Origin of the sequence: Streptosporangium sp. NPDC000095, assembly GCF_042899335.1 — a bacterium.
Taxonomy (GTDB): Bacteria; Actinomycetota; Actinomycetes; order Streptosporangiales; family Streptosporangiaceae; genus Streptosporangium.
This window is the reverse complement of sequence record NZ_JBIAZS010000029.1, coordinates 53,986-75,965: the sequence shown is the minus strand read 5'-3', so window position 1 is coordinate 75,965 and position 21,980 is coordinate 53,986. Positions and strand designations below refer to the sequence as shown.

General features: G+C 70.5%; 13 protein-coding genes. 4 read left to right on the top strand and 9 right to left on the bottom strand.

Going from position 1 to position 21,980, the window contains the following annotated elements:
- The 5 genes from ACFY3V_RS37815 to ACFY3V_RS37795 all read right to left on the bottom strand — a co-directional run.
- The coding region (locus ACFY3V_RS37815) for a hypothetical protein (RefSeq protein ID WP_389780120.1) at positions 1–234 on the bottom strand (234 nt) is incomplete at its 3' end.
- A gap of 105 nt (positions 235–339) precedes the next feature.
- Positions 340–5,829 carry a ThuA domain-containing protein gene (locus ACFY3V_RS37810; protein WP_389780118.1) on the bottom strand — a complete coding sequence of 1,830 codons (5,490 nt, stop codon included), beginning with the start codon at positions 5,827–5,829 and terminating at the stop codon, positions 340–342.
- 216 nt (positions 5,830–6,045) lie between these two features.
- Positions 6,046–7,326, bottom strand: coding sequence for an ROK family transcriptional regulator (locus ACFY3V_RS37805; protein WP_362905602.1), 1,281 nt, complete (start codon positions 7,324–7,326; stop codon positions 6,046–6,048).
- A 392-nt stretch (positions 7,327–7,718) separates the two neighbouring features.
- Entirely contained in the window at positions 7,719–10,088 is a 2,370-nt protein-coding gene (locus tag ACFY3V_RS37800; protein WP_389780116.1) for a hypothetical protein, read from the bottom strand.
- Between the two features lie 373 nt (positions 10,089–10,461).
- Entirely contained in the window at positions 10,462–11,418 is a 957-nt protein-coding gene (locus ACFY3V_RS37795; protein ID WP_362905598.1) for a carbohydrate kinase, read from the bottom strand.
- Between the two features lie 414 nt (positions 11,419–11,832).
- On the opposite strand from ACFY3V_RS37795, the gene ACFY3V_RS37790 reads away from it, so the two are divergent.
- Positions 11,833–12,855, top strand: coding sequence for a LacI family DNA-binding transcriptional regulator (locus ACFY3V_RS37790; protein WP_362905596.1), 1,023 nt, complete (start codon positions 11,833–11,835; stop codon positions 12,853–12,855).
- 158 nt (positions 12,856–13,013) lie between these two features.
- Here ACFY3V_RS37790 and ACFY3V_RS37785 read toward each other — a convergent pair whose 3' ends face one another.
- Both ACFY3V_RS37785 and ACFY3V_RS37780 read right to left on the bottom strand, forming a co-directional pair.
- Positions 13,014–15,800, bottom strand: coding sequence for a PEP/pyruvate-binding domain-containing protein (locus ACFY3V_RS37785; protein WP_389780113.1), 2,787 nt, complete (start codon positions 15,798–15,800; stop codon positions 13,014–13,016).
- Positions 15,772–16,254, bottom strand: coding sequence for a MarR family winged helix-turn-helix transcriptional regulator (locus ACFY3V_RS37780; RefSeq protein ID WP_389780111.1), 483 nt, complete (start codon positions 16,252–16,254; stop codon positions 15,772–15,774). Before ACFY3V_RS37780 ends, ACFY3V_RS37785 begins: the two co-directional genes overlap by 29 nt.
- A 187-nt stretch (positions 16,255–16,441) precedes the next feature.
- On the opposite strand from ACFY3V_RS37780, the gene ACFY3V_RS37775 reads away from it, so the two are divergent.
- The gene (locus ACFY3V_RS37775; RefSeq protein WP_362905590.1) at positions 16,442–17,020 is read left to right on the top strand and encodes a GNAT family N-acetyltransferase; all 579 of its coding nucleotides are present in this window, start codon (positions 16,442–16,444) and stop codon (positions 17,018–17,020) included.
- A gap of 233 nt (positions 17,021–17,253) precedes the next feature.
- On the opposite strand, the gene ACFY3V_RS37770 is transcribed toward ACFY3V_RS37775, so the two are convergent.
- On the bottom strand, positions 17,254–18,864 hold the full coding sequence (locus tag ACFY3V_RS37770) for a hypothetical protein (protein ID WP_362905588.1): 1,611 nt from the start codon (positions 18,862–18,864) through the stop codon (positions 17,254–17,256).
- Between the two features lie 325 nt (positions 18,865–19,189).
- Here ACFY3V_RS37770 and ACFY3V_RS37765 point away from each other — a divergent pair, with 325 nt between their 5' ends.
- Positions 19,190–19,891, top strand: coding sequence for an ATP-binding protein (locus ACFY3V_RS37765; protein ID WP_389780108.1), 702 nt, complete (start codon positions 19,190–19,192; stop codon positions 19,889–19,891).
- A 162-nt stretch (positions 19,892–20,053) separates the two neighbouring features.
- Here the strand turns inward: ACFY3V_RS37765 and ACFY3V_RS37760 are convergent, their stop codons facing one another.
- Positions 20,054–20,686: a hypothetical protein gene (locus ACFY3V_RS37760; protein WP_362905584.1), complete on the bottom strand. Its 633-nt coding sequence runs from the start codon at positions 20,684–20,686 to the stop codon at positions 20,054–20,056.
- Between the two features lie 146 nt (positions 20,687–20,832).
- Between ACFY3V_RS37760 and ACFY3V_RS37755 the strand changes: the two genes are divergently transcribed.
- Positions 20,833–21,909 (top strand): hypothetical protein, encoded by a 1,077-nt coding sequence (locus ACFY3V_RS37755; protein WP_362905582.1) that lies wholly within the window; start codon positions 20,833–20,835, stop codon positions 21,907–21,909.
- Positions 21,910–21,980 lie beyond the last annotated feature (71 nt).

Here is a 21,980-nt window from a genome sequence, read left to right as displayed (position 1 = left end):
GGTGCCGGTGAACTGGCGGGCGGCGGCGTTGGTGCCGTTCTCGGTGAGGGTGACGCCGTTGTTGTCGGCGACGGTCATGGAGACCTCGCCGGGAGTCTGGACGGGGGCGATGTTGACCGAGACCTCGATGCCCTCGTCGGGGTCGGCGGAGGCCATCGCGGGGGCGGCGGTGGCGGCGAGGGCGAGGCCGAGCAGGGACGCGGCGATGACCCGGGTGGTGCGGGTGGTTTTCATGGGCTTGCTCCGTTTATGGGGGGCGGGGCCGGCCGGTCTGTCGGCCGGCCCCGGTTGATCAGGGCGGCGACCGCGGCGCGTACGCCGTGGTCGCCGCCGGTCAGGTCAGCCGCAGTTGAGCGCGGTGTAGGCGGTTTCGTAGTCGGTGGTAACCGGCTGGCCGCCGATGGTGGCGGTGCCGCTGGTGGTGACGGTGCCGGCGGCGAGCTGTCCGGTCCGGGTGTTGAAGGACTGGTAGGCCTGCTTGCCCGGGGCCACGTTGGCGACCGTCTTGGTGCCGTAGGGGGTGGTCAGGGTGATGTTGGCGGGCACGGTGCCGTTGTTGACGGCCGTGACCGCCAGGTGCACCGTGGTGCCGATGCAACGACCCTGGGCCGTAACGGTGAGCTGGACCGTCGGAGCGGCCGACACCGTGACGGTCTGGGTCTTGATCTCCTCGACGTTCCCGGCCTTGTCGGTGGCGCGGTAGCGCAGCTCGTGGTCGCCGTCACCGGTGACGTTCACCGGCGCGGTGTAAGGCGTCCAGTCGCCGCCGTCCAGGGAGTACTCGATCTTCTCCACACCGGACGTCTCGTCCGTCGCGGAGAGGGTGACCGGCACCCCGCCGTTGTCCTGCGAACCGACCGTGGAGGTCGTCGTCGGAGCCTTGGCGTCGACCTTGACGGCGAGCGTCTTGGTCGCCTCGACGTTGCCCGCCTTGTCGACGGAGCGGTAGGCCAGCGAGTGCGAGCCGTCGCCGGTGATGGCGACCGGCGCGGTGTACGTGGTCCAGGCGCCGCCGTCGAGCTGGTACTCGGTCTTGTCGACGCCGCTGCCCTGCGCCTCGTCGGCGCCGGCCAGCGTGACCAGGACCTGACCGGTGAACCACCCGCTCGCCGGCTGGGCCGGGTTGGAGGTGGCCGTGGTCACCGGGGCGGTCGTGTCGGCCGTTCCACCGCCGGTGAGGCGGAAGTAGTCGAACTTGACCGTCTTGGACGCCTGCTGCGCGGTGCCGAGGGTGAACACGCCGATCTTGCCGTTGCCGACGGCGGTGTTCGCCACCGTCTGCGCGATGTCGGTCCACGTGGTGCCGTCGGCGGAGTAGGAGCCCTTGAAGGTGGTGCCCTCCTTCTTCAGACGCAGGTGCCAGACGCCCTGGGTGAGCGTGCCGGTCTGCGGCTGCGGGTTCTGGACGGTCCCGCCGACCTCGCTGCGCAGCTCGATCCGACGCGACACCGCGGAACCCGCGGCGTTGCCGGTGAGGTAGTCGAGCTTGACGTAGTTGTCGTCGTCGCCGTAGACCATCAGGCCGCCCTGCTGGTACTGCTCGTTCAGCGCCGACCCGTCGACCTTCGTCTCCAGCGTCCAGTCGCCACTCGGCGCCGTCTGCAGGATGAAGTTCTTCGGAGTGCCGTTGGTGCTGCCGTAGATGTCACCCGTGGTGGTGTCGATCTCCAGCTGGCCGCCGGTCACCCGGACGGTCGGGCTGTCGGGACGGACGATCGCGTCCCAGCGGCAGGTGTCGAGGGACGAGCCGTCGAACTCGTCGTTCGGCGCCGGCCTGCTCGCGGTGTCGTCGGGGCTGATCTGGAACCAGTCGAAGGAGGCGTCGACCACCGGGCGGGTGCCCGTGCTCGCCAGGGAGAGCAGGCCGATCTTCGGGTTGTTGATCCCGGCGAGGGCCTTGGTCTGCGGCATCGCCGTGAAGGTGGTGCCGTCCGAGGAGTAGTGGGCGGTGAGGTTGGTGCCGTCGCTGATGAACCTCACGTACACCGTGTCGGGGTAGGCGTCCCCGAGGTTGGCGGTGTTGCTGTCCGTCACCTCGTTGGGCGTGCCGTTCTCCTCACGGATGAACTGGAAGATGCGGGCGGCGTGGTCGTTCGTTCCCCGCGCCTGGAGCACCATCTTGGCGTAGTTGTTGTCGTCGCCGTAGACGATCAGACCCGCCTGCTGGTAGGCGTCGCGGGCGTTCAGCGTGACCTTGGTGGTGGCCGTCCAGGCACCCTGCGGTGCCGGCTGGACCACGATGTTGGTCGTGGTTCCGGCGCCGGTGCCGTAGATCTCGGTGAGCGAGGTCGGCAGGACGAGGTTGCCGCCGGCGACCTTGAGGTTCTGGTCCTCACGGATGACCGACCAGCGGTTCCTGTCGAGCTCGGTGCCCAGGAAGTCGTCGGAACGACCGGAGAAGCAGTTGGTGTTCGGCGCGTCCACCTTGATGGTGAGCGTCTTGCTCGCCGAGGCGCCCTTGGAGTCGGCCACGGTCACCGTGGCGTTGTACGTGCCGGGGGCGGTGTAGGTGTAGCTCGCGTTGGCGGTGGTCGGCTGCGGCGAGCCGTTCACGCCGAAGTTCCACTTGTAGGTGAGCGGGGTGTTGTCGTCGGGGTCGGTGGCGGTCGAGGTGAAGTCGACCTTCAGCGGGGCGATACCCGTGGTCGGGGTGGCCGTCGCGTCCACCGTCGGGCGCTGGTTGTCGGTGACGCCCTGGCCGATGAAGTCGACCCAGTTGAAGTTGAGCAGGTAGGCGTCGTTGGCCGCGCTCGCCGGCTTGCGCACGATGAAGAACACCGGGCCGGTCGTCGTCGGAACGTTGTTCAGGTCGACCGTGACGTCCTGGAACGTCTGCCAGCCGCCGGTGGGCGCGATGTCCACCGAGCCCAGCAGGGTCCCGGTGTCGGCGTTACCCGCCTTGATCTGCACCGTGCCGCCGGCACCGCCGGAGGCGACGCGGAACCGGACCTTGGAGATACCGCTCAGGTTGAGCGGGCTGTAGGACCAGAAGTCGCCGTCGGTGGTGAAGCCGATGCTCTGGGCGCCGCCCTGAGGGTCGGTAGTCGTCTCGGCCTGGACGCCGGCGGCGTCCGTTCCGGTGCCGTCCGCGACCCGGCCGGTCGACGAGAAGTGCTCGGCCTGCTTGCGCTTGGGCTGGAGGATGACCTCGGCCCGCCCGGTCAGCGACTGAGCGCCACCCTGGCCACCCTTGTCGGTGTAGGTCGCCTCAAGGATGTAGAACAGGTTGTCGTCGATGCCGTGACCGCTGTCGGACAGCGTCTGGATGGTGCCCTCACAGCCCTCGTGCTGGTCGAGCGGGTGACCGTGACTGTCGTGGCCCAGGTACGCCTGGATCTGGACGTCGTCACAGTCGATCGTGCCGTCCTCGGGGTCGGTGACGACGATCTTGTACTTCACCTGGTCGCCGAACTCGAAGAACCCGCCGTTCGGGGGCAGTTCGAGGGTCACCGTCGGACGGGTGTTGCCCACCGTGATCGGCAGGTTCGCCGTGGCGGTGACGCCGTCGGCGTTGCTGACGGTCAGGACCGCGCTGTACTGCCCGGCCTGGGTGTAGGTGTGCGAGGGGTTGGCCTCGGTCGAGTCGGAGGTGCCGTTACCGTCGAAGTCCCACGAGTAGGTGAGCGGCTTGCCGTCCGGGTCGCTCGATCCCTGGCTGGAGAACTGCACGGTGAGCGGGGCCGGGCCGTCGGTCTTGTCCGCGGAGACGCGGGCCGTCGGCGGGCGGACGCCCTTGGTGTACTCGATGCGGTAGATGCCGGAGTCGGCGTTGTCGCCGCCGAAGCCGGAGCCCCACTCGATCAGGTACAGCGCGCCGTCGGGACCGAACTTGATGTCCATGGGGCGCTTGAAGCTCATGGACCGCAGGATCTGGTTGATCTTGATCTGGGCGGTGCCGGCCTCGTTGAGCTGGAACGAGAACATCTTGTTCGTGTTCCACTCACCGAAGATCGCCTTGCCGTCCCAGTAGGCCGGCCACTTGACGGTCGACGCGAGGTCGGCGTCGTAGCGGTAGACCGGACCGGCCATCGGCGCGCCGCCGTTGAGCTCCGGGAAGGAGTTGGCGTTGGTGGCGCTGGTGTACCAGATCTTCGCCGGGATCGCCGGGGGCAGCGTGGTCAGACCGGTGTTGTTGGGCGAGTCGTTGGTCGTCGCGGCACAGTTGAACACGGCGCCCGACGTCTTGGTGGCGAAGTTGTAGTCGTTGTACGGGGTGTTGTCGCCCACGCAGAACGGCCAGCCGTAGTTGCCCGGCTTGTCGACCAGGTTCCACTCGACGGTGCCGCGCGGACCACGGTTGGCATTCGCGGAGCCGGCGTCGGGTCCGTAGTCGGCGACCATCGGGAAGCCGGTCTTCGGGTCCAGGCCCATGCGGAACGGGTTACGGAAGCCCATGGCGTAGATCTCGGGCTTGGTCTTGGCCGTGCCTGCGGGGAACAGGTTCCCGCTCGGCACGGTGTAGGTGCCGTCCGGCTTCGGGGTGATGCGCAGCAGCTTGCCGCTCAGGTCGTTGGTGTTGCCCGAGGTGCGCTGGGCGTCCCAGGAGGACCGGCCGGACTGCTCGTCGATCGGCGTGTAGCCGTCCGAGGCGAACGGGTTGGTGTTGTCACCGGTGGCCAGCCACAGGTCACCCGTCTTGTGGTCCATGAGCATGCCACCACCGTGGTGGCAGCACTCGGCCCGCTGCACCGGCACGTCGAGGACGACCTTCTCGCTGGAGAAGTCGAGCGAGTCGCCGTTGACCGTGAACCTGCTCAGCCGGTCGACGTTCTGGCCCACCGGCGAGTAGAAGAGGTACAGCCAGTTGTTGGTGGCGAAGTTCGGGTCCAGCGCCAGGCCGAGCAGACCGCTCTCGTTGGCGGTGAACACGTTCAGACGACCGGCCGTCACGGTCGAGCCGTTGGTCTTGATGACCTTCACGTCGCCCAGGCGGTCGATGTAGAAGACCCGCCCGTCCTTGGCGATGTCGGTCATCATCGGGTTCGACGTGTTGTCGTCGAGCGTGATCTTCTCGAAGCTACCGCTCTGCGAGGCAGAGCAGTCGGCCTTCTCGACGCCCGCGGCGGTCTTGATTCCGCCGAGGAGCATCTTCAGGAAGTTCGGCTCGACGAAGCTCGCCTTGGTGTGGCCGAGGCCGGTGTACCAGGAGCGTCCGCCGTCGTAGTCCTGACACCACACCGTCGGGTGGTCGATGCCCATGGTGGCACCGGTGTAGGACTTCTCGTCCATCGACGCGAGCACGTGCACGTTGGCACGCGGGTTGGTCGTGTAGTCGTACCACTCGTCGGTGCGGGTCCACGAGGTCGGCAGGTGCGCCGTCGAGGGGTGCGCGGGGTCCTCGACCTTGACGGTGGCCTGCTGGATCGCCGGGTGCGACTTGAAGTACGCGCCGACGAGCTTGCCGTACCACTCCCAGCTGTAGCCACTGTCGGAGGCCGCGTGGACGCCGGCGTAGCCGCCGCCACCCTTGATGTAGCGCTCGAAGGCGGCCTTCTGGTCCGGCGTGCTCACGGGGTCGCCGGTCGTGGACATGAAGATGACGGCCTTGTACTGAGCCAGGTTGGCGTCAGTGAACTTGGCGCTGTCCTCGGTCGTGTCGACCGCGAAGTTGTTCTCCAGGCCGAGCTGCTGGACCGCCGCGATTCCCTCGGGAATCGAGTCGTGCCGGAAGCCGCTGGTCTTGGAGAAGACCAGGACCTTGAAGTCGGGATCGGCGACGTTGGCCGCCGACGCCACGCTGGTCGAGGCGGAGCCGGTGGTGGCGTTCGCCGGTGATGTCAGGAATGTGAAGACAGGGAGCAGGGGCGCGACGACGGCCAGAGCCATCATCGCAGCCGTCCGACGTAGGGAGCGGTTTTCTGTTAACGGCAGGCTCTTGGAGAGCCCGGCCCACGTTCGAGAACGTGGTGACATGGTGATCCCTTTCCTGACTGGGGGGTCGTCAGGCAAAGCGCGCGCCGCCGCGCTGGTGCCACTTGTTACATGGGGATGAGGTGGGTACTGCGGTGATCTGGAGGGTGCCGCCTCCAGGCTTGTGGGGATCCGTTAGCCGGTCGAGAGTTGGGGTAACGGATCCGTGATCATGGTTGGGTGGTCGATGAGCCGGTTGACCACCATGTTCGCCGCGCCTCGTGAGGCGGCTCCGAAGCCGAGATCGGAGGCGACGAACCTGCACCGGTTGGCGGAGCCGGCGACGACGAGCCGCTCCAGCTCCGCCTGGGCGTGGGGTAACAGCCATTCGGCGAGCGTGGCGAAGTAGCCGCCGACGACGATCACTCGCGGGTTGAACAGGTTGGCCAGGATCGAGCCGCCGAGCCCGAGCCACCGCCCCACCTGTGCGACCGCGTCCGTCATCTGCCGGTCGCCCGCGACCAGTCCTCTGGCGATCTCCGTGGCGTGCTCCTCGGGGTCGGATACCGGCAGATCGGCCGGCCTGCGCGCCTGGTCCGGCTCGGTCGCCCGTACCAGCGCGGCCAGGCCCACCTTGGTCTCCCAACAGCCGTGCCGCCCGCAGCCGCAGCGGATGCCGCCCGGGTCGACCGGCAGGTGGCCGACCTCGCCGGAGAAGCCGTCCGCGCCGCGCAGCAGCTTGCCGTCGACGAAGATGCCGCCCCCCACGCCGACCTCGCCCGTCAGGTAGACGAGGTGGGGGGTACCGGCGGCGACGCCGACGGTGTGCTCGGCCACGGCCGCGAGGTTGGCGTCGTTGTCCACCGAAACTGGAACGTTCCCCGTGCCGAGCGCGTCGGAGAGGCGTTCCGCGAGGGGCAGGTCGTGCCAGCCCAGGTTGGGGGCGAACGTGACGACGCCACGCGCCACGTCGACCAGGCCGGGGACCGCCACCCCGAGACCGGCGGGGACGGCTCCGGCGAGTCTCATCGCCTCGATGGCCTCCAGGGCCATCCGGCCGAGCATGCGCAGCGCGTGATCCGGTCCGCCGGCGATCGCGTCGAAGCCGATCCGGCGCTCCACCAGGACCCGGCCGCTGAGGTCGGATCCGTGGACCGAGATGTAGTCGACGTTTATCTCCAGGCCCAGCGCGCCGACGTGCGTGCCGTGCAGGGCCAGGGGCCGCCGTGGGCGGCCGATCGCGCCGACGTGCTCGGTGTCGACCTCGCGGACCAGTCGCCGGTCGAGCAGTTCGGACACCAGGTTGGAGACCGTGGCCCGGTGCAGGCCGGTCGCCTCCGCGATGTCGGCCCGGGACTGGGACACGTTGTCGCGCAGGTGGCGCAGGACCAGGGAGAGGTTTGTCTGGCGCACCATGGGGGAGCTGGTCGGCAAGGCGGTGCCGGTCGCGTGGGTGACGCTGTACCCGTGGGTCACGCGTGCCACCGCCTTCTTTTGTCTCGGCAATCAACTAATGAGGTTTGTAACACGCGAGTGTCCGGTGTGCACCTTGTTGCGAGGTAACGAGTTGACATCTTCGCGTATGTGCAGGTGAGAGAGCTGCCTCATGTTACGTACTGTTACGTTTCTCGCCGCGCGTCTCCTCCGGGCCGGACGCTCCCGGCTCCGGCCGGGCCACGTGGAGCCGCTGAGACCCCCGCGGTCCCGGCGCCCGCACCGCGTCGAGCCGCCGAGGGGACGGGCCGACCGAGGAGGTCGCAGCGGCCCCGCCGGGCAGGGTGCCCGCCGGACCCACGAGGACGGGCACGAACGAAGCGGGCACGGCCCGATGGCCGTGCCCGCTTCGTTGGTACCGGTTGTGTTCGAGGTCAGAGCGCGTCGTCGTCGGTGACGACGAGGCGGGCGAACCCGTTTCCGATCGTCGCGTTCGTCGGCACGGACGCGACCACCTGGTATGACTGGGCGGTCGTCGCCGGTGTGGTGTCGCCCACGATCGGCACCTGGAAGGTGGCCGACCTCGCCCCGACGGGGATGACGACCTGCTGGGCCAGCGCCGTGATCACCGGCGCGACGCCGGTGACGATCGACTGGACGTTGACCGTCACCGGTTTCTTGCTCCGCCCCGAGAGCGTCAGCGTCATGGTGGCGACGCCGGGACCGTTCCCTTCGGGGACCGTGAGACTCTGCAGCGAGACCTGCGGCAACTCGTCCAGTTCGGACTTGCCCACGCGGACGTCGGAGAACGCGAGGTCGCCCAGGTACACGCCGCCGGTCGGGCTCGCGCCGGTGAGGCGGACCTCTCGCACGTCACGCAGGTTGACCTCGCCGAAGGACGACGTCGGGATGCGCACCGTCCGCAGCCACGTCTTGGGCAGCGGCGAGGTCGTACCGGGGAACGGCGTGAGGGCGTCACTCACGCCGGAGACCGGCACGGTGCCGGTCCTGCCGCGGCCGTCGACGACGGTGACCGCCAGGTCGACGTTCCCTGTCGCGTTCTCGTCGAGGGCGGCGCGGAAGGTCAGGGCGTCGCGGCCGTTGACGTTCCGCGACCCCGGGGGCAGCGGAACGCTCACCTCGCCGCTGGTGTCGGTCCAGGAGAACCGCAGGACCGGCGTGGCGGTGACGTTTCCGGCGTACGTCGCGGGTGTCCAGGACGGTGCCTGCGACGTGGTCAGCCTGGTGGCGCAGGTGGGCAGGCCGCTCTGCGGCGAGCGGTCCAGCATGCCGGCACAGATCACGCCGGTCGCCGCGCCGGAGACGGTGAAGGGGGACGACGGCGAGGTGAAGGGAGCCACATCGACGCGCTTGTCGAACTCGGCCTGCGCGACCGTGTGGACGACCGCACGCCCGGCGGACTCGGGAACGGCACCGCTGCCGTCGAACAGCGGGAGCAGCGCGTGCTCCTTGCCCTGGACGAGACGGAAGAACCCGGCGATGTAGGCCGTGCCCACCGCGTACTGCTCGGCCGGGGTGAGCCGGCCGGGGGCGGCCGTGCTGCCGCACACCGGGTCGTTCCGGTTGCTCCAGTCGTCGGACGCCGGCGCGACGGCCACGCCCGGCGTCCACTCGGTGTTGAAGAAGTTGTGGTTCGTTCCCATGATCATGAGTGAGGAACGGAACGCCTCGTCCTTCTCGAAGGCGTACAGGGAGTCGTCGTAGAAGTGCTGTCCCTGCTGGTTGGAGACGTCCCCGTCGCAGTACGGCAGGAAGACGGACATCGGGATGTTGGGCAGGGTCGCACGGGCGAAGTCGGTGGGCGCGAGCGGAAGGACCGCCTTGATCCCGTACGGCTTGGGGCGCCCGGCGTTGAGCAGCGCCGCCTTGACAACACCCTCACCTCCGCGCGAGTGGCCCATCAGGCCGACGTCGTCCATGTCGAGACGGCCCTTGAAAAGCTCGACGATCTTGGCCTCGCCCTTCCCCTTCGTCGCGTCGGCGAGCAGGTCGAGATGGCGCATGACGACCTCGCCGCGCGCGAGCGCGCCCCGGTCCTCGCTGAACGGGTTGTCGGCGGCGTTGACGCCGTTGGCGCTGACCGACACGACGGCGTACCCGTGACTGGCGAGCACGTCGGCGGGGCCGTCGTACCCGGTGAAGCTGAGGATCGGCTGCTGCCCTGCCGGGCACGGCCAGGTGGTGTTCGACGTCTGGCGCGTGACGGGGTTGTAGCACGCGGAGTGGCGGCCGTGCTGGAAGACGACCAGGGGAAGCCTGCCGGTGGCCTCCTTCGGCAGATACGTCTTCGCGCGGATCTCGGCCTGCCTGCCGCCGAGGCCGGCCAGGGTGATGGCGGTGTCGCCGAGGTCGTACTCGTCGTGGACGACCGTGTAGCGCCCGGGAGCCGCCGGGTCGACCGGCGGAGCGGGGGTACCCGGCTTCCCCGGCCGGGAGGGCGCCGGTTCGGGAGCGATCCTCCCGGTGGGGGCGGGCTCCGAGGGGACTTCTCCGTTCCAGGCCACGTCGACGGACGTCGCACCGGAGACGCCGGGGTCGGTCGTGGTCACCGTCAGGGTCGTGCCGTCCGGCGACTCCACGGCGGGGCCGAGGGAGGTGCCGTCGACGGCGAGTTCCGGTATGGCGTCCCGTACCGGAAGCGGCTCGGCGAGTCGAAGTGTGATCTTGTAGCCACCGTCGAGGGTCTCGATCGACCAGGCGCCGTCTTCACCGGTTCCGGAGACGGGCGGGTCGGCGTGGGCGGAGCCCGCGAAGAGCATGGTGGAGATCATCGCGGCGGTCACGGCTCCGACGAGAGTCCGTGTCCTGAATTGCGCATGTAAGCGCATGTCTTTCCCTTCGAGCGCAATGCCCCCAAGGCGGTGCTTACGTCCGCTGTTGGTGGGGTTTTTGCATGTACGGCCCGAATCAGATCGTGCGGGATCGCCTGCGAGGGTTACGGGGTTTTTGCGAGTCTGTAAATGACATTCGGTGATGACCGTTGGAAAACCGCTCGCTGGATCCCCCTGGTCGTCCGGCGACCGCGGTGTGGACTCGGCCGCCGGATCCCAGGTCGCCGCCCCCGCTCGGCCTCGTCGTGCTCACGGGGGTCTGGCGCGGAGGGTTTCAGGAGCGAGAGGGTTTCAGAGGTGAGAGGGTCTCGGGGACGAGAGGGTTTCAGGGGCGAGAGGCGACAAGCCCGTCGGGCCCGCCCGCCCACGGGGGGTTGGCGCCGGCCACCGAGCAGGTGAGCGAGGCGACCCGGGCGGCGAAGGTCGCGGCGTCCACCGCCAGGTCGAGATCGAGCCGGTCGAGCCGCCCGCCGAGCAGGCCGGAGGCGTCCAGTCGGTGCAGGAGCCCGGCGGTGAAGGAGTCACCGGCGCCGACGGTGTCGACGACCTTCGTGGGCGGGGTGGGGACCGTGGCGCGCTCACCGTCGACGGACAGCAGCGCCCCCCGCGGGCCGCGGGTCACCACGACCAGACGGACCCCGGCGTCGTGCCAGGTGTCGCAGACCCGCTCGACGGGCTCGCCGGGGTGAATGTGCTCCAGGTCGTCGTCGCTCAGTTTGATCATGTCGGCCAGCGTGCACCACCGGGGCATCCGCTCGGTGTAGACGGCCGCGTCGACGAGCGCGGTCCGCACGTTGGGGTCGATCGAGATCGTGGCGTGGGCGGCGGCCGCCGCCAGTGCCTCCTCGACGGCCGCCGCGCCCGGCGCACGGACCAGGGCGAGCGAGCCGGTGTGCAGGCACGAGACGTCGCCGATCCGTCCCGCGGTGAGCTCCGCCGCGCTCCACCCCCAGTCGGCGGCACCGTTGGCGTGGAAGGAGTAGCGGGCCTGTCCCGACTCGTCCAGGGTGGCCACCGCCAGGGTGCTCGGCTCCACGGCGGCGACACAGCCGCCGAGATCGACCCCCGAGGCGGTGAGGTGCGCGCGGAACAGGGCGCCGAAGGAATCGCCCGACAGGCGTCCGAGAAAGCGGGTGGGGGTGCCCAGGCGCGCCAGGGCCACCGCGGTGTTCGCGGGCCCGCCACCTGGGAGAACGCGCAGGGTGAGCTCGTTCTCCGAACTGGCGGCGGTGAACGCGTCGGCGACGCACTCGCCGAGCACGGCGATCTGGGTGGAGGGCATGGTCCCTGCCTTTTCTGGAGACGCTTTCGAGGAGACTCGCCTGGGCGCTTCGGCCGGATCGCCGGTTCGTCGCGGCGGTGGGATTGACGTTTCCCGCCGGGGAGTCCATCATCCGTGGCAATGGATGTCAACGTTGACATGTGTCAACGTTGACATCGAAGCCCGGCGACAGGCGGGGTGTTCGAGACCGGTGCTCGCGCCGTCACGACCACGTCGGCCGGCCGTGGGGGAAAGGCGCGGCCGGCTCGCCGTTTCGTACCTGACCTCCATCGGCCCGGTGCGATCACCCGTCGCCCCGGACCGGGCACGGCCGCTCGCTCGCGACGACACGGCACGCGCGGGAAACGGGGCTAGCCTGTTCGCGGCGCCGTGCCGCCGACAAACCGACGAGCCGAACACGAGGAGCGGTGATCCATGCCCAAGGTTCGCCGCGCCACCATGACGGACGTGGCCCGCGAGGTCGGCGTGACGGCGAAGACCGTCTCACGGGTGGTCAACGACGACGGCCCGGTGGCCAGGGAGACCAGAGAGCGCGTCCTGGAGGCGATGGGAAGGCTCGGGTTCCAGCCCAACCTCATGGCCAGGAACACGCGCGTGGGCGCCCGGGACTCCACGGTCGGGCTCGTCATCCCCGACATGGGCAACCCGTTCTTCGGCACGGTCGCGGGAAGTCTGGAGAACGAGGTACGGGCCCGGGGTCTCACCCTGATCGTCGGCTCCTCCGACGAGACCGCCGAACGGGAACGCGCGCTCATCTCGACCCTCCTGGCCAGGAGGGTCACCGCGCTCATCGTGGTGCCCTCCGCGGGAAGCGACCACCGCCACCTGCGCGCGGAGCGGGCCGCGGGGCTGCCCCTGGTGTTCCTGGACCGCCTCGCCTCGGGGCTGACCGCCGACTCCGTCGTCAGCTCCAACCGCGAGGGCGCCCGTACGGGGGTGGCGCACATGATCGCCCACGGTCACCGGAGGATCGCCTTCGTCGGAGACCTGCCCGTGCTCCACACCCGCAGGGAGAGGTTCCTGGGCTACCGCGACGCGCTCGCCGCGGCCGGGATCGGCTTCGACCGGACCCTCGTGGAGACCGGGCACGACCACGAGACCGCCGCGGCGGCCGTCACCAGGCTGGTCGGCGGCGAGGACCCGGCGACGGCGGTCTTCGCGGCGAACAACGTCGCCGCGACCGGCGCGATCCTCGGACTCGCCCGGCTCGGCCGCGGGGACGTCGCCCTGGTCGGCTTCGACGACCTGCCACTCGCCGAGGTGCTGAAGCCCGCCCTCACCGTCGTGGCCCAGGACCCCGCGGCCATCGGCAGGGCCGCCGCCGGGTTGCTGAAGGGCCGGCTGGACGGGGAGCGCTCCAGGGCCAGGACGGTCGTCGTCCCCACCCGGCTGATCGTCCGAGGCTCCGGGGAGATCCCTCCCGCGCCCGTGCCCTGATCCCGGAACGCGGTCTCGGCACTCGCCCGGGCCTCGGCACCCGCCCCCGGGTCTCGGCTCCCGGCTGTGCCCCGCCGGAGCACGGCTGCGACGGGGCGTTTCCCGCCGGTCGCCGCGACGGCCCGTGGGGTCGCCCCCGGCTGGAGCCGAGCCCGCGCTCAGGTGACGGTCACGATGGCGAGGACGGCGCCGGAGGCGCCGTCGACGGTGATCTCCTGGCCGGTGACGATGTGCTCGGTCGCCCCCCTCACCCCCACCACCGCGGGGATGCCGTACTCACGGGCCACCACGGCACCGTGGGAGTTGGCGCCGCCCATCTCCATCACCAGGCCGCCCGCCGTGAGGAAGAGCGGGGTCCAGCCGGGGTCGGTGGAGGGACAGACCAGGATCTCCCCGGGTTCCAGGTGCGCGCCGACCGGGTCGAGGACGACCCTCGCGACACCGGTGACGGTGCCGGCCGAGGCCGGGGTGCCGGTCAGCGCACCGTCCACCGGTGCCGGTACGCCGACGGCCTCCGGCTCGGTGCCGTCCGACAGCAGGACGCGGGGGACGTGCCTGCGGCGCAGCTCACGGGCGGCCTCCTCGCGCCGCCGCGCCACGAGCTCCGCCGGTGTGGGACGCGTGGCCCCGCCGGACGAGGGGAGGTCGAGGGCCTGCCTGGCCTCGCGGAAGGTGAGGAAGAAGACGTCGTCGGCATCGGCGAGCAGCCCGCGCGCCGCCAGCTCGACACCGACGGCGAGCAGCTCGGCCCGCATCGCGGCCAGGGCGGTGATGAGGGCGTACTTGGGCATCTCCCGCAGACCCGCCAGTGCCCGGGTCCTGCCGAGCGCGAAGCGGACGAAGCGCCCGCGAAGCCCTCCGGCGCGCCCGCTCAAGGTCTTGATCATCAGGGCGGCCTCGGCGGCGCCCGTGGCGAACAGCGCGTCGGGAGCGAGGGCCGGGTCCTCCAGCCGCAGGTAGTTGGCGAGAACGCCGATGATGTGGGTCGGGTCCTCCGACCAGCGCGGCAGCCCGAGGTCGATCTCGGCGACGGCCCTGACGCCGTAGACGGCGAGGAAGTCCGCCAGGCCCTTCTGCACCACGCCGGGAAGCGATCCGGCACGGAAACGCTCGGTCAGCTCGGCGACGGGAGTGCCCAGCAGCAGGGAGGTGGCCTCGCGGTCCTCGCGGACGCGGACGGCCACCCGCCACAGCGCGAGATCCATCTCGGTGGTCACGTTGTGCGGCAGCCCGCGCAGGACCGTCTGCAGTTCGCCCGGCCTGGCCCGTTCCCCCAGCGCCTTGGCGGCGAGACCGAGCATCGCGAACCCGGCCACCGCGGCCGGAGCGATCGTCGGCAGCAGCGGGAAGATCTGGCGGCTCAGCACCCGTTCGACGTGGTCGAGACGCTGGATCGGGGTGGAGCCCTCGGGCGCGCTCAGCCCTCCGCGCAGGCGCGCGTTCAGCAGTTCCACGTCCCGGTGCGCCGCCGCGGGGTTGAGCAGGGCCTTTACAGCGCGTCGCGGGGCGCGGAAGCGGGACGCGATCCGCACCGCCCGGCGCAGAGGCGGGCGGAGCGAGGGCTGGATGACGCTGAACCGGGGATCGTCGAGCAGCCCGCGCAGCACCTTCGCCGACCTCGCCTCCATCACGTCGAGCAACCTCGGGAAGGCGACGCGGCCCACCCTGCCGCGCATGAAGCCGGTGATGTCGAAGAAAAGCCGCCCGCCCGACTCCGCGACGACGGGGGCACCGGCCACCCGGTCTGTCACCGGGATCCCCACGATCTCCATCGCCGACGACGACAGCAGCCTGAAGGCCGACATGCCCATGGGGGTGATCGGCCGGTAGAGCCCCTGGGCGAGGCTGAAGCAGAAGTAGATCCGGGTGCCTTCGCCGGGCGGCTCGTCCGGCGCGCCGCCTTCTCCCGCGCCCGCACCGCCGGTGTTCGCGCGACCCGCCACGAGCGGCGGGCTCGCGGACGGCTCCGCGTGACGGGGAATCGGATAGAGCGTGGTGATGGGACGCGACTGGGTCAGCCACAGGACACCATCGGCGTCGATCGCCCACTCGGTGTCCTGAGGCGCTCCGTAGTGCCGCTCGACCCGGTCGCCGAGTTCGGCCAGCGCCCGCACCTGCGCGTCCGTGACGCAGGCGTCCTCGGCGGAGCCCGCCCGGGACGCGGGATTCACGGGGGGCGCCTCGACGTGCTCGACGCCGCCGCCCGGCAGCGACCGTACGGCGAGCCGCTTGTCGCCGAGGCGACGCTCGGTGATCTCGCCGGTGGCGGTGTCGACCACGAAGTGGTCGGGGTTGACCGCGCCGGAGACCACGGCCTCGCCGAGCCCGGGACCGGCGTCGATCACCGCCTCGCGCCGCCGCCCGGTGACCGGGTTGGCGGTGAACATCACCCCCGCCACCTCCGACTGGATCATCTCCTGAACGACCACCGCCAGGCGCACCGCGCCGTGGTCGATGCCGTTCGCGGCCCGGTAGGCGACGGCCCGGTCCGTCCACAGGGAGGCCCAGCAGCGCCGGACCGCGTCCAGCACGGCGTCTGCACCGATCACGTTGAGGTAGGTGTCCTGCTGCCCCGCGAAGCTGGCGTCCGGCAGGTCCTCGGCGGTCGCGGAGGAGCGGACCGCGACGGGACCGGTCGCACTGTCGCGTACGGCGCTCGCGATGTCGTCGGGGACCGGCGCGGCGAGCACGAGCTCACGAGCCTTCGCGGCCAGGGCGTTCAGGGCGGGGACGTCCCCGGCGGACGTGGTGGCGAGGGCCGCGAGCACGTCCTCCAGCCCGGCTCGTTCGGTGACCCTGCGGTACGCCTCGGTGGTGACGCACAGACCGGGGGGAACGGGAAGTCCGGCGGTGGTGAGCACGCCGAGATTGGCGGCCTTGCCGCCGACGAGGGGCAGCATCTCCGCCCCGATGTCGTCAAACGTCAGGATGAGGGGGTCGGGCATGGGCGCGTCTCCTTGAGGCTTCGCCGAGAAGCGTCGTGGCCCGCATCACGAGCTCGCGTTCTCCGGCGGTCAGATAGGCCATGACTTCGAGCTGGGCGTCGGCACGGACGCGCTCGAACGTGCGCAGGAACTCCGCTCCGGCCGGGGTGAGGGCGATCCGCCGCACCCGCCGGTCACCGGGGTCCTCCCGGCGGTCGGCCAGCCCGCGCCGTACGAGCTGGTCGACCAGGCGGCTGGTGGCCGAGACGGACCGGCTGACGCGCCCGGCGAGTTCGCGGAGCGTCGGGGGAGCCGGGACGTCGAGGGTGTAGAGCGTGGCGACCTGGATCATGGAGGGCTCGTCGCCCTCGAACCCGCTCAGCAGGTGGAGCAGCAGGCCGGGGATGAGCGCCCGCCGGAGATCACCGATGTCGTCGGCCAGCCGATCGCGCTCCGCGCCGTCCACGGGGTCCACCGGACAACTCCTTGCATCACTGCAACTAATGCGTCGCCACAACGGTAAGCCGGAGGCAACAGGAAGTCAACAAGTGATGAAATCACCGTGCGAGCGTGAGCGCTCCCCTCCGGGTGAACCGGAGTGGCTACCGTGCGCGTCCACGGGTAAAGAGCCCTTCGGGGGAGGGCGGCGAGAGGAGACAGGCATGGCCGACACGCCCACCACCGACGAGATGACCATAGAGACACACGGACGCGGAGAGGCGCTCGCCCTGGCCGGGACGATCTGTGATCTGTACGAGGCGGTGTTCTCGCTGCCGCCCTTCGACGGGGACGCCGCCGAGTTCGCCAACCAGCGCTCCTACTTTCCCAAGCTGGCCGAGCGGCCGGGGTTCCGGCTCACCACCGCGCGATCCGGACCGGAGTTCATCGGGTTCGGGTACGGATACCCGTTGCCCGCCGACACCCGCTGGTGGAGCACGCTGGCCGACCCGGTCGACGAGGAGTTCGCGGCCGAGACCGGGACCAGGACGTTCGCCCTCATCGACTACGGAGTGCTGCCCGAGTGGCGGGGCGCCGGAGTCGGGCGCCGGATCCACGACCAACTGCTCTCGGCCTCCGGGACCGAACGGGCCACCCTCTCGGTGCAGCCCAAGGCCGTGAGGACCCGCGAGATATACCGGAGGTGGGGATGGCGGAAGGTGTCCCACAAGCTGATGGACCCGCCGATCCCCGCCCCCGTCTTCGAGATCCTGGTGCTGGAGAAGATGCCCCGGACATGCTGATCGATCACGGACGCCCGGCGTACGTCGATCGACCGTGAACGCCCGTGACGCGCTGATCGACCGCGACGAACCGCAGGCCGTCGAACGAAGAACCGCGAGCAGTCAGGCGATGAACCCGACCCGTCAGACGGAGAGCCGCAGGCCGTGCGGCGATGAACCCGACCCGTCAGGCGAAGAACCGTGCGAGTCGTACGGCGAAGGACCAAAACGGTCAGCCGATGGGCGGGAAGCCGTCAGGCGATGAGCTGGAAGGCGTGCAGCTTCTCGTCCAGGGCGACGACCTGACGGGTCCTCGCCCACGGATTCAGCGTCTCGCGGACCTCCACCACCGAGCGCGCCAGCCGCGGCGAGGTGTTTCTACAGGTCAGACGGGCGGCCTCACCGATCTGCTCGCACGCCTCGTCGATGGCGCGCAGCCGCAGGTGCCCGCGCGCCAGATCCAGGTGGATGAACGCCATGTTGCGGACGAACGCCGGATCGATCCGGGTCAGGGACCGGGCGGCCATCTCGATCGCGGTCTGGGTGTCGTCCATGTCCAGCAGGCACTTGGTCTTGGTCGACAGATACTGCCCGTCGCCGTAGAAGTAGAGCAACTCGGCCCCCACGTCGCCCTCGCCCGCGTGACCCAGCTCGCGGCGGGCTTGGTCGAGGCTGGTCATGCACCGGGCATGGTCCTTGTGACGGTCGCTCTTGCCCGAGCGGCGCAACACCGCCGAGTAGGCGCGGGCCCCCACGTCACACGCGTACGACACCAGCAGCTTGCTGTTGGCGCGCTGCCCCCAGGCCAGCGCACCCAGCGCGTGCTCGACCCCCTGCCTGGGGTCGCCCCGCCAGGTCGCGAGCTGCGACCAGTTGGCCAGGACGAAGCTGTTCATCGCGTCGTTGTCGGCCTGGTGCGCGGCCGACTTGGCCTGCTCGTAGTAGTGGTTCGCCCCGTTGAAGTCGTTGAGGTTGAACAGCACCCAGGCGGTGAACCTGCAGATGTTGGCCAGCAGCGACAGCAGCCGGTCGCGCACCTCGTCGGTCGACGCGGCCGGGATCAGCGAACGCACCAGGTGGTGCTGTGCGAGCACGGTCCCCAGCACCGACTGCGGGCCGAGGGTGTCCTCCTGGCGCATGCAGTGGTGCAGCACGGCGTCGATGTGAGCGACGGTGGCCTCGTCCACCCGGGACGGTTCCGCGGCGATCAGTGCGAGCCGGTCGAGCTCGTCGCCGTTGAGCCTGTCCAGCAGCGGAGAGGCCGCAGCCGCCGCCGCGGCGGCCCTGATCAGGGCCAGGACGTCGCGTCGTTTCATCGCCGCCGCCCACCGGGCGAGCGCCTGCACCAGGGCGTCGTACTCCTCGTCGCGCGGCGTCCCGAACGGCACGGGTCCCATGGACAGGGTGGGCAGGGCCGCCAGCACCCCCTGGATGTCCTCGGGATCGAGGCTGCCCGCCGCCCCGGCCGCCACCAGCGCCCGCCCCCGGGACCGGACGGCCGCCGCGTTGTGCTCGTCGGCATCGCGGTGATCTTCACCGTCGACCAGGTCGGCGGTGCGGCACTGGTAGATGCGTGCCAGCCGGTTGAGCCCGGCGATCGGCGGCTCGTTGCCGGTGGGGCCGGGCCACGCTTCCCACGACCCGAGTTTCCGGGTCGTCAGTGGCTCGTTCGGCCAGTATTCGTTCCATAGATGGCAGACCTTGGCTTGTGTCAGGCGATGCGCCTCACGGAAGCCCTGGCGGGAGTTCAGGCGCCAACGTAGCTTGAACTCAGCGGCGACCTCGGCCCACGTGCAACCACGTTCGCGAAGCTCAGCGCTGAAGGCGTCCATCTGCTGCTTGACGCTGCGCGGTGCACGTGGCATCGTCTCAGCCCCTCCCGGCGGGTTCTCCGGCGGCAATTCTTCGGGCTGAACGTTACTGGTCAATCACGTTCGGTGACTACCGAGTACAGAAACCGGCGACCAGATCGCCGCTACTTGCCGCGTCGTCGCTCTACGAGACGAGATGGCCCCTCAGGGTGACGAACAGACTCGCTGCCGTCGCCTGTTTCCTGCACACTCCGTGCAGCAGGCTTGAGACAACGCCGGAGCCGTCGGATCCATGTGGTCTCACCGCTCGGGCGGGGGCGTCCCTTCCTGCGCCGGGGACGCGCGACCGAATCTCCGTTGAACCTCCCTGGAGCCAGCAATGACCGTGCTCCCCGTCGAACGGCTGGGACCGATGCACTCACCGTTTCACCCTGATCCGGACGCCGCCGACCACCTGTCCCCGGACTCCCAAGGCTCCCCGGACTCCCTGGACACTCTGGACACGAACGAGTTGCGGCTGGTGGCGCAGCCGGTCGCGGCCTCCCAGGCACGCGACTTCACCCGCGCGCAACTGCGGACATGGGGCCTGGAGGAGCTGTCCGAGCTCTGCGTCCTGGTCGTCTCCGAGATGACCACCAACGCCATCAAGGCCACCGCGACCCCGCCGGTCCCGTACGGCTACACCCACCCACCGGCTCCAGGCCACCCGCACGCCTCCGGCCACTCACCCGTGCCCGGCCACCCGCACACCTCCGACCGACCGCCCGGCAGCGGCCACCCGCGAACCGCCGGCCCGTACCCGATCCTCCTGCGGCTCCACCTCACCACCGAGGGCCTGCGCGTGGAGGTGTGGGACAGCTCCGACGACTCGCCCGAGGTCACCGAGGCGGGGGAGGACGACGAGAGCGGCCGGGGCCTGCTGCTCGTCGGCATGTGCGCCGACGAATGGGGCCACCACCCCTCACCGGGCGGTGGAAAGGTGGTCTTCGCCCGCTGGGACCTGCCACCCGCTCGGCGCATCCCGGCCACGCCGCCCTCGCGGCCGTACGCCTACTCCCGGACCCGTGTGACGCGGGGGTGACCCCTCTCGGCACACCTGGTCAACAGCCGCTCCGTCCCATGTCCACGCCCCGCCCTGCCCCGCGTCCACGCGGAGAACCGCGTCGGCGCGGTCGCCGTCCCGCGGGGCGAGCGGTCCACCGTGACCGTCCGGCGGGGCGATCGGCTCACCGCGCCGGCATGGTCAGCGTTCAGAGGACGATCGCCCCACGGCGTTCTGGACGCTGACCACCGAGAGCACCGAGTCGACCAGCTCCGCGACGGACCGGCCACCACCCGTGTCGATGCGATCCAGCCCCAGCCTGTCGACGACCTCCAGCATGAGCGACTGATAACGCTCCGTGCGGGCAAGGAAACTGTCCATCAAGTGTCGTTCGTCGCCGGTCGCCACCTCGTAGCGGCCGGCCGCGCGCACCCGAGCACGCACGACGGCGTCGTCCGCGGTGAGCCACACGGCGGCCGTGTGCGAGACGTTCAGCTCCGCGACACGGGTGGGCCAGAGCGCCGACCCCTCCAGGACCAGGCCCGTGCCGGTGCCGGACGAACGGGCCGTGATCAGCTCCTCGATGCGAGGCCACAGCCGTTCGTAGTGGCCGAGCACGGACGCGATCAGCTCGTCGACCGTGAGCGTTCTGTAGTGCTCGGCGACGTGCGCCGGCACCTCCCACTCCGGGGTCCGCCAGGGCCGTCCGGGGTGCCGCGCGAGCTTGTCCGTCGACAGGCACTCGAAACCGAGCCGGTCGGCCACCGCCCGGCCGATGGTCGACTTCCCGACGTTCGACGTTCCCCCGAGCAGCACCACCCGTACACCGCTCATACCGGCGACCTTACCGCCGCGATGAGGCCGGCCCGAAGACCGGAGCGCCACACCCCAGGGAGGGGCTGACACCTGCCCCGCTCACACCGGCGACCTCGACCGCCGCGATGAGACCGGTCCGGAGACGGATGATGCAGGATGTCGGGATGGATGCGATCCTGCGCGCCGCCGGTGACGTGATGGGAACCGAGCTGTCCGACCCGGTGGACCTCGGCGGCAGCCCGCGCACTGTCGTCCTGCGCTGCCGGACGGCTTCCGGCGGCAGTGTCGTCGTCAAGAAGTACGGCACGGAGCCCGATGACCTGCGCGCGTTCACCGCCGAGGCGGCCGGGCTCTCGTTGCGGCTGGCCGGTCCCGAGCTGCTGGGCGTGGACGACTCGATCCCGCTGCTGGTGATGGAGGACCTCGGGTTCGCGCCGACACTGGCGGACGTGCTGCTCGGCGACGATCCGCAGGCCGCCCTGGACGGCCTGTCGGCCTGGGCACGCGGGCTCGGGCGACTGGCCGCCGCGTCGGTTCACCGGCGCGCCGACCTGGCCGCCCTGTCCGCCGGGTACGGCATGGGCGTGCCGTCCTGGGACGAGGAGCCGTGGCTCCTCCGGTACGCGGCCGAATTCCCCGCGGCGCTCGCCGGGATCGGCGTCGAGGCGCCGCCGGAGCTGGCCGGGGAGCTGGAACGGATCGCGGCGACGGGCGCGGACGAGTATCTCGCCTTCACCCCCGGCGACACCTGCCCGGACAACAACCTGCTCACCCCGGACGGCCTGCGACTCATCGACTTCGAGTCGGCCTGCTACCTGCCGGTCTTCATGACGGCCGCGTACTGCCGGATGCCCTTCGCCACCTGCTGGTGCGTCTTCACGCTGCCCGCCGGTCTGGCGGAGAAGATCGAGGAGACCTACCGCGCGGAGGTCGTCACGGTGTACCCGCAGCTGGTCGAGGACGAGATCTGGCAGCCAGGGATCCGGCGGGCGGTCGCGCTCTGGACGGTGTATATGACGGCCAACCTGATCCCGCGCATGGCGAAGGACGAGCCGATCCACAGGACCCGGCGTCCGGTCCCGACGCTGCGGCAGTTGCTGAGGCACCGCTGGGAGACGGCGAGCACCCTGGAGGAGTTCCCGGCCTTCGCGGAGACGATGCGGCTGCTGCTCCGGGACGTGGCCGGTGGCTGGGACGTCCCCCCGCTGCCGGGCTACCCCGCGTTCGGGGACTTCGGATGACGCCCCGAACAGTCTCCTGAAGGACGTTTCGTAACGCGGGCGGTCACCCTCGGCGGGACGTTCGCTTGGAC